Annotated in this window: 10 protein-coding genes; 5 read left to right on the forward strand and 5 right to left on the reverse strand. The window is 72.0% G+C overall.

The genetic code is table 11. From position 1 onward, the window contains the following. Window positions 1-245: 245 nt before the first annotated feature. On the reverse strand, window positions 246-1502 hold the full coding sequence (gene hemW / locus FB476_RS10255) for a radical SAM family heme chaperone HemW (protein ID WP_141818665.1): 1257 nt from the start codon (window positions 1500-1502) through the stop codon (window positions 246-248). An 88-nt stretch (window positions 1503-1590) separates the two neighbouring features. On the opposite strand from hemW, the gene ppk2 reads away from it, so the two are divergent. Further along, the gene (gene ppk2 / locus FB476_RS10260) at window positions 1591-2481 is read left to right on the forward strand and encodes a polyphosphate kinase 2 (RefSeq protein ID WP_141818666.1); all 891 of its coding nucleotides are present in this window, start codon (window positions 1591-1593) and stop codon (window positions 2479-2481) included. 165 nt (window positions 2482-2646) lie between these two features. Here the strand turns inward: ppk2 and trmB are convergent, their stop codons facing one another. The 4 genes from trmB to FB476_RS10280 all read right to left on the reverse strand — a co-directional run bounded on the left by trmB (window position 2647) and on the right by FB476_RS10280 (window position 7473). Beyond that, window positions 2647-3441 (reverse strand): tRNA (guanosine(46)-N7)-methyltransferase TrmB, encoded by a 795-nt coding sequence (gene trmB, locus FB476_RS10265; protein ID WP_141818667.1) that lies wholly within the window; start codon window positions 3439-3441, stop codon window positions 2647-2649. After that, complete coding sequence (gene lepA, locus FB476_RS10270) at window positions 3438-5309, reverse strand: translation elongation factor 4 (protein WP_141818668.1); 1872 nt, start codon at window positions 5307-5309, stop codon at window positions 3438-3440. The genes trmB and lepA overlap by 4 nt, the downstream gene beginning before the upstream one ends. A 139-nt stretch (window positions 5310-5448) precedes the next feature. Continuing rightward, window positions 5449-6837: a M20/M25/M40 family metallo-hydrolase gene (locus FB476_RS10275; protein WP_141818669.1), complete on the reverse strand. Its 1389-nt coding sequence runs from the start codon at window positions 6835-6837 to the stop codon at window positions 5449-5451. A 138-nt stretch (window positions 6838-6975) separates the two neighbouring features. Continuing rightward, window positions 6976-7473, reverse strand: a complete 498-nt coding sequence (locus tag FB476_RS10280) for a GNAT family N-acetyltransferase (protein ID WP_141818670.1) — start codon at window positions 7471-7473, stop codon at window positions 6976-6978. A gap of 201 nt (window positions 7474-7674) precedes the next feature. Here FB476_RS10280 and aceB point away from each other — a divergent pair, with 201 nt between their 5' ends. Genes aceB through glcF form a run of 4 tightly spaced genes read left to right on the forward strand, consistent with a single transcriptional unit; the run spans window position 7675 to window position 13546 of the window. Further along, window positions 7675-9294, forward strand: coding sequence for a malate synthase A (gene aceB / locus FB476_RS10285; RefSeq protein ID WP_141818671.1), 1620 nt, complete (start codon window positions 7675-7677; stop codon window positions 9292-9294). Between the two features lie 47 nt (window positions 9295-9341). Beyond that, entirely contained in the window at window positions 9342-10820 is a 1479-nt protein-coding gene (locus FB476_RS10290) for an FAD-linked oxidase C-terminal domain-containing protein (RefSeq protein ID WP_141818672.1), read from the forward strand. Next, window positions 10820-12124 carry an FAD-binding oxidoreductase gene (locus FB476_RS10295; protein ID WP_202877025.1) on the forward strand — a complete coding sequence of 435 codons (1305 nt, stop codon included), beginning with the start codon at window positions 10820-10822 and terminating at the stop codon, window positions 12122-12124. The genes FB476_RS10290 and FB476_RS10295 overlap by 1 nt, the downstream gene beginning before the upstream one ends. Beyond that, a complete protein-coding gene (gene glcF, locus FB476_RS10300; RefSeq protein ID WP_337678348.1) occupies window positions 12125-13546 on the forward strand; it encodes a glycolate oxidase subunit GlcF in 1422 nt (473 codons plus the stop codon). Window positions 13547-13586: the final 40 nt, after the last annotated feature.

Raw genomic sequence — 13586 nt, forward strand, 5'->3', positions numbered from 1 at the left:
CGGACACCTTGCGCACCGTCCAGTGCGTCGCCGCTGGTCCGTGGCCCGCTTCGCGAACTCATACTTCGCGAAGCGGGCCACTTCCTTGTGATCTGACGCGTTCGCAGGCCCTGCCGGCTCATACCCGGCAGGGTCGTGCTTCTGTCTACCGGCGCCGCGCGCACGGGCACGCCAGGACGGCGGGCGTGTCGAGGAATCGACCCGTCTGTCTCGTCCGGCCCTGCCGGGACGCGGCCCGCGACCCCCTAGTCGGGGAGCAGCCGGTGGACGACGGTGTCGGCCAGCAGTCTACCGCGACGGGTCAGGACGACCCGGCCGCGCAGCGCGCCCGGACCCTGCACCAGGCCGTCCGCGATGAGGCCCGCCACTGCGGTGCGGCCGGCGGGGGACAGCGCCTCGACGGGCAGCCCCTCCCCCAGTCGCGACCCGAGCAGGACGGTCTCGGCGTGCCGCTCCTCCGGCCCGAGCAGCTCGCGCGCGTGCGCCGGGCTGAGCCCGGCGTCGAGGCGCTCGGCGTAGGCCCGGGGGTGCTTGACGTTCCACCAGCGCAGGCCGCCGACGTGGCTGTGCGCGCCCGGCCCGATCCCCCACCAGTCCCCGCCACGCCAGTAGGCCACGTTGTGACGGCACCGCGTGGCCGCGCCGCGCGACCAGTTGGAGATCTCGTACCAGGAGTAGCCGGCCGCGGAGAGCAGCTCGTCGGCCAGCTCGTACTTGTCGGCCTCGTCGTCGTCGGAGGGAGCCGGCACCTGGCCGCGCCTCACCTGCGCGGCGAGCCGGGTCCCCTCCTCGACGACGAGGGCGTAGGCGGAGACGTGATCGGGCTCGAGCGCGGTCACGGCCTCGAGGCTGCGCCGCCAGTCCTCGAGCGACTCCCCCGGCGTGCCGTAGATGAGGTCGAGGCTGACCTGCAGGCCGGCCGCACGCACGGCGGCCACCGCCGAGGCGACGTTGGCCGGGTCGTGGGTGCGGTCGAGGGTGCGCAGCACGTGGGGCACCGCCGACTGCATCCCGATGCTGACCCGGGTGAAGCCCGAGGCCGCGAGCGCCTCGGCGACCGCGGGCGTCAGGGTGTCGGGATTGGCCTCGGTCGTCACCTCGGCGTCCGGAGCCAGGCCCCAGCGGTCGCGCACGCCCGCCACGAGCCCGCCGAGGACGTCCGGCGCCAGCATCGTCGGCGTGCCGCCCCCGAGGAAGATCGTCGAGACCGCCGGCGGTCGCCCAGGAGCGAGCACCCGCGCGGCGAGGTCGAGCTCGGCGTGGGCCGCGCGGACGTAGTCGCCCTGCAGGCCGGTGGGCGCGCTCGGGGTGCCGTCGTCGCCGGGCCGCTCCCCCAGCTCCGGCAGCGTGTAGGTGTTGAAGTCGCAGTAGCCGCAGCGCACCCGGCAGAAGGGCACGTGGACGTAGACGGAGAAGGTGCGCGACGGCATACCCTCGAGGGCGGAGGCCGGGAGCGAGCCGTCGGCGGGGGCGGGGTCCCCGGGCGGGAAGGCGGACGGCATACCTCCCAGTGTCCCACCCGCGCGACCCCGCCCCGGAACGGTCCGGGGCTCCCGCGGGGACGGGAGGTGTCGCGCTAGGGTCGGAGACGTGCAGCAGCGCCTCCGCGAGTACATCGACCAGCTCCGCGAGGAGGGATACACGGTCCGGGACGACCAGGGGTCGGACCCGGACCTCATCACGCCCGACGGCCGGGCGGTGGACACCTGGCGCGAGGACTATCCCTACTCCGAGCGGATGAGCCGCGACTACTACGAGGTCGAGAAGTGGCTGCTGCAGGTGGAGCTGCTGAAGTTCCAGTACTGGGCCAAGGACAACGGCAGCCGCCACGTGCTCGTCTTCGAGGGACGTGACGCCGCCGGCAAGGGTGGGTCGATCAAGCGCTTCACCGAGCACCTCAACCCCCGTGGCGCGCGCGTCGTCGCGCTCAACCGGCCGACCGAGGTCGAGCAGGGGCAGTGGTACTTCCAGCGCTACGTCCAGCACCTGCCGACGTCCGGGGAGATGGTCTTCTTCGACCGCAGCTGGTACAACCGCGCCGGTGTCGAGCGGGTCATGGGCTTCTGCTCCCACAAGGAGTACGAGATCTTCATGTCGCAGGCGCCGCTCTTCGAGCAGATGCTCGTGGAGTCGGGGATCACGATCACCAAGTTCTGGTTCTCCGTGACGCGCACCGAGCAGCGCACCCGCTTCGCGATCCGCCAGCTCGATCCGGTCCGGCAGTGGAAGCTCTCGCCGATGGACCTGGAGTCGCTGGACCGGTGGGAGGACTACACGGCCGCCAAGGAGGAGATGTTCCGGCGCACGGACACCGACTGGGCCCCGTGGATCTCGATCAAGTCCAACGACAAGAAGCGCGCGCGGATCAACGCCATGCGCCACTTCCTCAGCCAGTTCGACTACGACAACAAGGACCACGACGTGGTGCTGCGCCCCGACCCTCGGCTCGTCAAGCGGGCGCGCGAGGCCGTCGGCGACTGACGGGACGGCTGAGCCGTCGTGCGGCGGCTGGCCCTGTCCGGCCCCGGCGAGTGCACCGCTTACGTCGACGATCCTGCCTCTTAGGTTCAGGCGACCTAACCGGTGCACTCGCCGGGGTGGAGGCGTGTGCTGGGGCCTGGCCGAGGTTGACGTGTGTCCGTCGCGCTACGCCCGGGCGTAGGCGAGGTCGGTGATCGACCGACCTTCCTCGACGCCGCGGCGCTCGAAGCGGGTGACCGGGCGCAGGGGTGCGCGGTCGGTCGACACGAGACGCAGGCCCTCGTGGGCGTCGAGCACCTGCCGCATGGCCTCGGCGTAGTCCTGCCAGTCGGTCGCCAGCCGCCAGACGCCGTCGGGCGCGAGCAGCCGCAGCACCGTGTCGGCGAAGTCGCGGCTGACGATCCGGCGCTTGTGGTGGCGGGCCTTGGGCCACGGGTCGGGGAAGAAGGTCCAGACCTCGTGCGCCGAGCCCGGCTCGAGCAGGGTCCGCAGCGCGACCTGGGCGTCGGCCTCGACGACCCGGACGTTGGACAGCGGCCCGCCCGTGGCCTGCTCCATCTTGGCGAGCGCGTGGCCGATGCCGGGGCGCCAGACCTCGAAGGCCAGGAAGTCCCAGTCGGGTCGGGCGGTGGCCGCGACCACGAGAGCGTCACCCGCGCCGGAGCCGACCTCGACGACGAGCGGGGCACGCCGGCCGAAGACCTGCTCGACGTCCAGCCGGTAGGCCGGGTCCACCACCGTGGAGGTGTCGCCGTGGGCCAGGGGCACGTCGAGCACGACCTGCTCGGCATGGCGGTCCCACGCGGCCTGGTGGGTGCGCGGCATACGTCCGCCGCGGCGCGTGAACGAGCGGGTCCGGGCCAGCGGGCGTGGCCCGATCGCCGGGTGGCCGAGCGCGTAGTGCCCGGACGTGTCGGGGCTGCCGGGCGTCTCGAACCCGGCGGTGTCCGACGCGGTCACTTCTTGCCCTTCTCGGCGGCGGCCGAGCCCCCGTCCTGGGACAGCGCGGCGATGAACGCCTCCTGCGGGACCTCCACGGAGCCGACCATCTTCATGCGCTTCTTGCCCTCCTTCTGCTTCTCGAGCAGCTTGCGCTTGCGGCTGATGTCGCCGCCATAGCACTTGGCGAGCACGTCCTTGCGGATCGCGCGGATGGTCTCGCGGGCGATGACCCGGGCGCCGATGGCGGCCTGCACCGGCACCTCGAACTGCTGCCGCGGGATGAGCTCCTTGAGCTTGCCGGCCATCTGCACGCCGTAGGCGTAGGCCTTGTCCTTGTGCACGATCGCGCTGAAGGCGTCGACCGTGTCGCCCTGGAGCAGGATGTCGACCTTGACCAGGTCGGCCTCCTGGACCCCGTCGGGCTCGTAGTCGAGCGAGGCGTAGCCACGGGTGCGCGACTTCAGCGCGTCGAAGAAGTCGAAGACGATCTCGGCCAGGGGCAGCGTGTAGCGCATCTCGACCCGCTCGGGCGAGAGGTAGTCCATGCCGCGCAGCGTGCCGCGACGGGTCTGGCACAGCTCCATGATCGCGCCGATGAACTCGCTCGGCGCCAGGATGGTGGCCCGCACGACCGGCTCGGTGATCTTGGCGATCTTGCCCGCGGGGAACTCGCTGGGGTTGGTGACGTCGACGACCTTGCCGTCGTCGAGGGTCACCTCGTACTCGACGTTGGGCAGCGTGGAGATCAGGTCGAGGTTGAACTCGCGCTCGAGACGCTCCCGGACGATCTCCAGGTGCAGCATGCCGAGGAAGCCGACGCGGAAGCCGAAGCCCAGCGCCGCCGAGGTCTCGGGCTCGTAGACCAGCGCCGCGTCGTTGAGCTTGAGCTTGTCGAGCGCGTCGCGCAGGATCGGGTAGTCGGAGCCGTCGATCGGGTAGAGCCCCGAGAAGACCATCGGCTTGGGGTCCTTGTAGCCCCCGAGCGCCTGCGTGGCCGGCCGGGCCTGGCTCGTGACGGTGTCACCGACCTTGGACTGCCGCACGTCCTTGACGCCCGTGATGAGGTAGCCGACCTCGCCGACGCCCAGCCCCTTGCAGGGCACGGGCTCGGGGCTGCTCACGCCGATCTCGAGCAGCTCGTGGGTGGCCCTGGTCGACATCATGGTGATGCGCTCGCGGGGTGACAGCGAGCCGTCGATGACCCGGACGTAGGTGACGACGCCGCGATAGGTGTCGTAGACGGAGTCGAAGATCATCGCGCGCGCCGGGGCGTCGGCGTCGCCGACCGGGGCCGGGAGCAGCTCGACGATGCGGTCGAGCAGCTCGGGCACGCCCTCGCCGGTCTTGCCGGAGACGCGCATGACGTCCTCGGGGTCGCAGCCGATGAGGCCGGCGATCTCCGCGGCGTACTTCTCCGGCTGGGCCGAGGGCAGGTCGATCTTGTTGAGGACCGGGATGATCGTGAGGTCGTTCTCCATGGCCAGGTAGAGGTTGGCCAGGGTCTGCGCCTCGATGCCCTGCGCGGCGTCCACGAGCAGGACGGCACCCTCGCAGGCCGCCAGGGAGCGGCTGACCTCGTAGGTGAAGTCGACGTGCCCCGGGGTGTCGATCATGTTGAGCACGTAGGTGCCGTCGCCGTCCAGGGCCCACGGCATGCGCACGGCCTGGCTCTTGATCGTGATGCCGCGCTCGCGCTCGATGTCCATGCGGTCGAGGTACTGGGCGCGCATCTGACGCTGCTCGACGACCCCGGTCTCCTGCAGCATGCGGTCGGCCAGGGTGGACTTGCCGTGGTCGATGTGGGCGATGATGCAGAAGTTACGGATGCGCTCCGGCGGGGTGGCCGCGGGCTGGGGCACCGAGTCGGGGCGGGCGAGGGGAGACACAGCGGGTTGGCACCTCGGGGTATGGCGTATGGGCGCGGGCAGGTCCACCTAGTGTCCCACGACCGGACCCCCGGACCTGCGGGGTGCCGCTGGTGCCCTGCGGGGGCGACGACGCCGCCACCCCCGCAGGACCTGCCGGTCAGGACCGGGCGAGCGCGTAGGCCGCGCAGCCCTGCAGCTCCATCGACACGGTGAGGCGCTCCACCGAGATGTTGCGGGCGATCGTGTCGTCGGAGGAGTGGTAGCCGGGCTCGAGCAGCGCGGGGCTCTCCACGCCGCGCCAGGAGAAGTTGCCCGAGTCGATGCCGACCTCGGAGAACGACTGGTGGTCGCTGGACCCGCGCTGCGTCACGTCGCTCATGCGGGCGCGGTAGCCGAGCCGCTCGCCGGCGGCCAGCACCTCGGTGTTGACCTTGTTGAGGAGGCCGTAGTAGTCGAGCACCCAGTAGGTCTCGGCCGGGTCCCAGCTGGTGCCGACCATGTCGTTGTTGAAGACGCCGAGCAGTCGGGCCCGCTCGGACTCCGGCAGCTGCGCCACGTAGTGGCGGGAGCCGACGAGCCCGATCTCCTCCGAGCCCCAGAGCGCGAAGGTGAGGTCGGCGTTGGTGGGGAGGTTGCGCATGGTGCGGGCCAGCTCGAGCGCGAGGACGGTGCCGGAGCCGTCGTCGTTGGCGCCGCGGGCACCGATGACCGAGTCGTAGTGGGCGCAGACCATGACGTTGCGTCGGTTGCCGGGAGGGCCGGCCTTCTTGCCCGGACGGGTGGCGATGACGTTCTGGCTGGTGGGCGCCGGGTAGAAGACCGTCGTGACGGTGATCGTCTGCGGGCCGGTCGCCAGCGCGGCGAGCAGCGCGTGCTTCTGCACCTGGCCGACGCCCACGACGGGGATCGGGATGTCGACGGTGGTGCTCGGCGCCGACACCGCTGTCTGGCGCGGGTAGACGCTGTCGGCACGGGTGGCGATGAAGGCCACGGCCCCGCGCTGGGCGGCGCCGTTGGCGAGGGTGGTGATGTTCTCGTTGTTGGCGTTGACGACCCGCATGACGACCTTGCCCGTCAGGTCGGCCGGCAGGTCGGCGGCGGAGGCCGAGGGCGCCAGCACCAGCGAGCCGGTGACGGTCACGTCCTGACGACCGCGGGTCGCCGAGGCGACGCCCCAGCACAGGTCGGGGTCGAGGCCCGGCCCCGAGAGCTCGCCCAGACGACGGGCGGGCACGGAGAAGGACTGGATCTCGACGTCGTAGCCGTAGCCGTCCAGGACGCCCGCCATGTAGTCGGCGGCCGCCGCTTCCTGCGGGGAGCCGCTGTAGCGCTGGCCGATGGTCTGGGTCAGGTGGGTCAGGTGCTCGATCGCGTTCTCCGGGCGGAGCTGGGTCACGATCTGCCGGTCCCAGGCGGTGAGCCTGGGGGCCTGGGCGGCGCCTGGACGGGTGCCGTCAGCGGCCCAGCTCGGCCAGGCCACGGTGCTGGCGGCGCCTCCTCCGGTGAGGGCGAGGAAGGCACGACGGGACAGCTTGCTGTTCAACATCGGGGAATCCTTAACTGCTGCAGGGAAAGTGCGACCTCGGTGTCGCACCACGGACCCTGCAGCCTGACGTCGGGTCCGCTCAAGTCGGCTCGGCGTCTCCTTACCCAACCGTGACCGTCGGGATCGGTTGCGGGACTGTCAGACCGAGACGGACGCGGTGTCGGCCAGGTCCTCGTCGGCGTCGGTGCCGGCCGGCTCCCCCGGCACCTCGGCGAAGCGCACGAAGGCCCGCAGCCGGCCGTCGCCGTGGTCGCGCAGCTCGGTCCAGCCCAGCGACTCGTAGAAGGCGCGTTGGCGCGGCTCGTCGTCGGTGAGGAGCACCTTCTGGCGCACGTGCTCGAAGGGCTCCATGGCCGCCTGCACGAGCTGGCGGCCGACCCCCTCGCGCTGGAGCTCCGGGCGCACCAGGACGTCCTGGAGGTAGGCGATGCTGGCACCGTCGGAGACCACCCTGGCGAGCCCCAGGAGGTCCTCGCCGTAGCGGGCCGTCACGACCCGCGTCGACCCCTCGACCGCCGCGACGAGCACGTCGGGGTCGGTCGTGTAGCTCGTCCAGCCGACCGCGTCGTAGAGCTCGACGAGCTCCTCGCGGCCCGGCCGGTCATCGGCGCTGATGACGATCTCGTGGGCTCCCACGCTCTCCACCCTAGGCGATCCCCCGCCCCCTCCGGCACCCCCCGCCGGGGTGAGCCGCCGTGTCGCGGGTGACGCCGGGGGCGGAGGCGGGAACTCTGGACCCCTGCGGGGAGGACCTGTACAGTCTTTTTCGCACAACGGACTGATCATTCCACATTATGGAATGCAGGCCCACACGATCCGCACCTTGGGAGGCGCCGCATGACCGACACGACGACCACTCCGACCCTCGACCTGCCCGACGGCGTGGAGGTGACCGGCGAGCTGCGCCCCGGCTACGAGGAGATCCTGTCCCGCACCGCCCTCGAGCTCGTCGCGACCCTGCACCGTGAGCTGGAGCCACGCCGCCAGGAGCGCCTCGCCGCCCGCAAGGAGGTCGTCCGCGCGGTCGCCGACGGTCAGGACCTCGACTTCCTCACCGAGACCGCGTCGGTCCGCGAGGACGACTCGTGGCGCGTGGCCCCGCACGCCCCGGGCCTGGTCGACCGCCGGGTGGAGATGACCGGTCCGACCGACCGCAAGATGACGATCAACGCCATGAACTCCGGCGCCAAGGTCTGGCTGGCCGACCAGGAGGACGCCAACACCCCGATGTGGGCCAATATCGTCGAAGGCCCGCGCAACCTGCGCGACGCGGTGCTGGGGACCATCGAGTTCACCTCGCCCGAGGGCAAGGAGTACCGCCTCACCACCACCGACCAGTCCCAGCTGCCGACGATCGTCATGCGCCCGCGCGGCTGGCACCTCGACGAGAAGCACATCCTCGTCGACGGCCAGCGCACGTCGGGCAGCCTCGTCGACTTCGCGCTCTACATGGCCGCCTGCGCGCAGCCGCAGCTCGACGCGGGCAAGGGCCCCTACTTCTACCTGGCCAAGATGGAGCACCACCTCGAGGCCCGGCTGTGGAACGACGCCTTCGTGATCGCCCAGGACGCCCTCGGCATCCCCCGCGGCACCATTCGCGCCACCTGCCTCATCGAGACCTACCCGGCGGCCTTCCAGATGGAGGAGATCCTCTACGAGCTGCGTGATCACTCCGCGGGCCTCAACGCCGGTCGCTGGGACTACCTCTTCAGCGTCATCAAGACCTACCGCACCCGTGGGGCCGAGATGCTGCTGCCCGACCGCAACGCGGTGACGATGACGGCCCCCTTCATGCGCGCCTACACCGAGCTGCTCGTGCGCACCTGCCACAAGCGCGGCGCGCACGCGATCGGTGGCATGGCCGCCTTCATCCCGTCCAAGGACGAGGAGATCAACAAGGCCGCCTTCGACAAGGTGCGTGCCGACAAGGAGCGGGAGGCCGCCGACGGCTTCGACGGCTCCTGGGTCGCCCACCCGGGCATGGTCCAGACCTGCAAGGAGGTCTTCGACGCGGTCCTCGGCGACCGGCCCAACCAGGTCGACAAGCTGCGCGAGGACGTCTCCGTCACCGCCGCCGACCTGCTCAGCGTCCGCGAGACGCCGGGCGAGGTCACCGAGGCCGGGCTGCGCGCCAACATCGACGTCGCGATCCAGTACCTCGCCGCCTGGCTCACGGGCCGCGGCGCGGTCGGCATCCACAACCTCATGGAGGACGCCGCGACCGCCGAGATCTCGCGCTCGCAGATCTGGCAGTGGATCCACAACGACGTCACGCTCGCCGACACGGGCCGCACCGTGACCCGCGAGCTGGTGGAGCAGCTCACCCAGGAGGTCCTGGCCGAGCTCCCGGGCGACCCGGCGGACTACCAGGAGGCGACCGACACCTTCCTGCAGGTGGCGGTGGCGGATGACTTCGCCGACTTCCTGACCGTGCCGGCCTACGAGCGGATGGCCTGAGCGCCTAGGCTCGACGGACAGTTCGACGACGACGTGGAGGGGCGGGTATGACGATCCAGACCGAGCGCGGGACCGTGGGGGAGGTCCTGCTGGACCTGCGTGACGTCATACCCCCCTCCCGTCTGCTGACCGACCCGGCGCAGCTGGCGACCTACGAGTGCGACGGGCTCGCCGCCTACCGCGTCACCCCGGGACTGGTGGTGCTGGCGGACGACGCCGACGAGATCGCGGCCACCGTGGCGGCCTGCGCGCGGCACGGGGTGCCGTTCGTGGCGCGGGGGTCGGGCACCGGCCTGTCCGGTGGCGCCCTCCCCCACGCCGAGGGGGTGCTGGTGGTCACCAGCCGGCTGCGGACGATCCACGAGGTGCGGCCGGAGGACCAGCGCGCGGTCGTCGACACCGGCGTCATCAACCTGCAGGTGACCAAGGCCGCCAGCCCGCTGGGCTACTACTTCGCCCCCGACCCGAGCAGCCAGCAGATCTGCTCGATCGGCGGCAACGTCGCGGAGAACTCCGGCGGCGCGCACTGCCTCAAGTACGGCTTCACCAGCAACCACGTCCTGTCGCTCGAGGTCGTCACCCCCGACGGCGAGCAGGTGACGCTCGGCACCGAGGCGCCGGACGCGCCCGGCTACGACCTCGTCGGCGCCTTCGTCGGGTCCGAGGGGACGCTGGGGGTGGCGACCAGGGCCACGGTGCGGCTGACGCGCCTGCCGGAGGAGGTCCGCACGATCCTGGCGGGCTTCGAGACGACGGACCAGGCCGGGGCCGCGACGAGCGCGATCATCGCCTCCGGCATCGTGCCCGCCGCGATCGAGATCATGGACGCCCTCGCGATCGAGGCGGCCGAGAAGGCCGTGAGCTGCGGCTATCCCGAGGGCGCCGGCGCGGTGCTCGTCGTCGAGCTCGACGGCCCGGCCCAGGAGGTCGAGCACGAGTACGCCGCGGTCGAGCGGATCTGCCTGGAGGAGGGCAGCTTCGAGTTCCGGATGGCCACCGACGCCGCCGAGCGCGCGGAGATCTGGAAGGGCCGCAAGTCGGCCTTCGCCGCCGTGGGCCGCATCTCCCCCGACTACATCGTCCAGGACGGCGTCGTCCCCCGCACCGCGCTGCCGACGGTGCTCCGTCGGATGGGCGAGATCAGCCGCGAGCGCGGCGTGCGGGTCGCCAACGTCTTCCACGCCGGCGACGGCAACCTGCACCCCCTGGTGCTCTTCGACGCGGCCGAGGAGGGCGCGACCGAGCGGGCCGAGGAGGTCAGCGGGATGATCATCGACCTGTGCATCGAGCACGGCGGGTCGATCACCGGCGAGCACGGCGTGGGCGCGGACAAGGCCAAGTACATGCCCAGGATGTTCGAGGACGACGACCTCGACACCATGCAGCTGCTGCGCTGCGCCTTCGACCCGGCCGGCATCGCCAACCCGGGCAAGATCTACCCCACCCCGCGGCTGTGCGGCGAGCGCCCGCGCGTCGTCCGGGGTGCCCACCCGCTGACCGACCACGAAGGGGTTGACCTGTTCTGATGGGTCTCGTCGAGAACCTCGCCGGCGCCTGCGACGTGCGCCCCGCCGGCGATCATGACCAGGTCGATGGGATGACGCCCTCGGTCGTCGCCTCCCCCGCCTCCACCGAGGAGACGTCGGCGCTGCTGCGGGCCTGCTCCGAGCAGGACCTCGCCGTCGTCGTCCGCGGCCACGGCTCCAAGCTGACCTGGGGCCGCGCCCCGGAACGCGTCGACGTCGTCCTCGACACCACGCGGATGGCCGAGCTGGTCGAGCACTCCCGAGGCGACCTCATCGCCACCGCCGGGGCGGGTATGCCGCTTGCCCGGCTCCAGTCGCTCCTCTCCGAGGGTGGGCACCAGCTGGTCGTGGACGACCTGGCCCTGGGCCGCGGCCGCGACGCCGGCCCCGAGGGCGTGGGCTCCACCCTCGGGGGCGCCCTGGCCACCAACATGTCAGGACCGCGCCGGATGTGGACCGGGTCGATGCGCGACCTCGTCATCGGGGTCCGCTTCGTCCGCGCGGATGGCACGATCGCCCGGGCCGGCGGCAAGGTCGTCAAGAACGTCGCCGGCTACGACCTGTCCAAGCTGCTGACCGGCTCCTACGGCACCCTGGCGGTCGTCACCGAGGTGACGGTCCGGCTCCACCCGCTGCCGGAGGCCAGCTGGTCCGTCCATACGCGGGTGGGCGCCGAGCGGCTCCCGGCCGTCCTGGCCGAGCTCGTGCGCTCCCAACTGGCGCCGCGGGCCGTCGAGGTGGTCTCCGGCCCCGAGCTCGGTGGCGACGCCGTGGTCTCCGCGCTGCTCGAGGGCACCCGGCAGGGCGTCGAGGCTCGGGTCGGCACGCTGACGGCCCTGCTGGGTGAGCTCGGCGGTGGCCCCGTCGACGCCTCCGACAACGGCGACGGCACCCCGCGCACCTCCGCCGTGGAGGCGGACGTCTCCCCGGTCCTCCCCGACATGGGCGAGGCCGGCCGCCCGACCCTGGTGCGCACCACGGCGCGGCTGAGCGGCATACCCGAGCTCGTGGCGACCGCCACCGCGCACGGGTTCACGATGTCCGGTTCCGCCGGCAGCGGGGTGCTCTACGCCAGCTCCCCCGAGGGGCGGGGCGTGGCCGGGACCGTGGGCGCGGTGGACGCGCTCCGCGCGACCAGCGTCCGGCTCGGCGGCTCCACCGTGGTGCTCGACGCCGTGCCGGAGGTCAAGGCCGCCGTGGACAGCTGGGGGTCCGTGCCCGGGCTCGACCTGATGCGCCGCGTCAAGCAGGAGTTCGACCCCGGGCGGATCCTCGCGCCGGGACGCTACGTGGGAGGAATGTAGATGACGACCCAGGACAGCCGGGCCGAGACACCCACCGGCGTCCCCCGCCGGCGGGCGCCCCGCATCGACGAGCCGGTCGCGCTGGGCATGCCCACCGTCCGTGGCACCTCGGAGGTGCTCGCGACCCCGGCCTTCGACGCGCACAACCCCCCGAGCGAGGAGCTGCTCGACGACTGCGTGCACTGCGGGTTCTGCCTGACCACCTGCCCGACCTACAACCTGTGGGGCGAGGAGATGGACAGCCCGCGCGGTCGCATCGACCTGATGCGCGCCGCGTCCGAGGGCGCGCCGCTCACGGAGTCGATGGTCAAGCACTGGGACGCCTGCCTGGGGTGCATGGCCTGCGTCACCGCCTGCCCGTCGGGCGTGCAGTACGACCGCCTCATCGAGCAGACCCGCGCGCAGGTCGAGCGCCGCGTCGACCGGCCGGCCAAGGACAGCGCGCTGCGCACCCTGATCTTCAGCCTCTTCCCCTACCCCCGCCGCCTCCGGCTGATGCGCGGGCCGCTGCGGCTGGCCCAGCGCACCGGCGCCCTGCGGCTCGTGGAGAAGACCGGTCTGGTGCGACGGGTCAGCCCCGAGCTCGAGGTCATGCAGCGGCTCGCTCCCCCGCTCGGCCCACGGGTCGAGGTGCCCGAGCGCACCCCTGCCGTCGGCACCCGCCGGGCGGTGGTCGGGATGCTCACCGGGTGCGTGCAGCGGGAGTTCTTCGGTGACGTCAACGCCGCGACGGCCCGGGTGCTGGCCGCGGAGGGGTGCGACGTCATCGCGCCGCGCCGCCAGGGCTGCTGCGGTGCGTTGTCGGTGCACGTCGGCCGCGAGGAGGAGGGTCAGTCCTTCGCCCGACGTCTCATCGACACCTTCGAGGAGTCGGGCGTCGACTGGATCGTCGTCAACTCCGCCGGCTGCGGGTCGTCCATGAAGGAGTACGTCCACCTGCTGGCCGACGACCCCACCTACGCCGACCGCGCACGCGCCTTCAGCGAGCGGGTCCGTGACCTCGCGGAGATCCTCGTCGAGCTGGGTCCGGTCGCCGAGCGGCACCCGGTCGGGGACTCCGACGCCGAGCTGGTGGTCGCCTACCACGACGCCTGCCACCTGCGGCACGCCCAGGGGGTCGTCACCCAGCCGCGCCAGCTGCTCGGCCAGGTGCCCGGCCTGCGGCTCACCGAGATCCCGGACGCCGAGATCTGCTGCGGCTCGGCCGGCGTCTACAACATCCTCAACCCCGAGCCGGCGACCGAGCTCGGCGACCGCAAGGCGGCCAACATCCTCTCCACCGGGGCCCAGCTGCTCGTCACGGCCAACCCGGGCTGCCTCATGCAGATCAGCCAGGCGCTGGAGCGGGCCGGGCGGCCACTGCCCTTCGTGCACACCGCCACCATCCTGGACGCCTCGATCCGCGGCGAACGGTTGGTCTGAAGGCAGGCGGCGGGCGTCCCGCCCACGCCCACCACGAAGC

The organism is Ornithinimicrobium humiphilum (assembly GCF_006716885.1).
Classification (GTDB): Bacteria; Actinomycetota; Actinomycetes; order Actinomycetales; family Dermatophilaceae; genus Ornithinicoccus; species Ornithinicoccus humiphilus.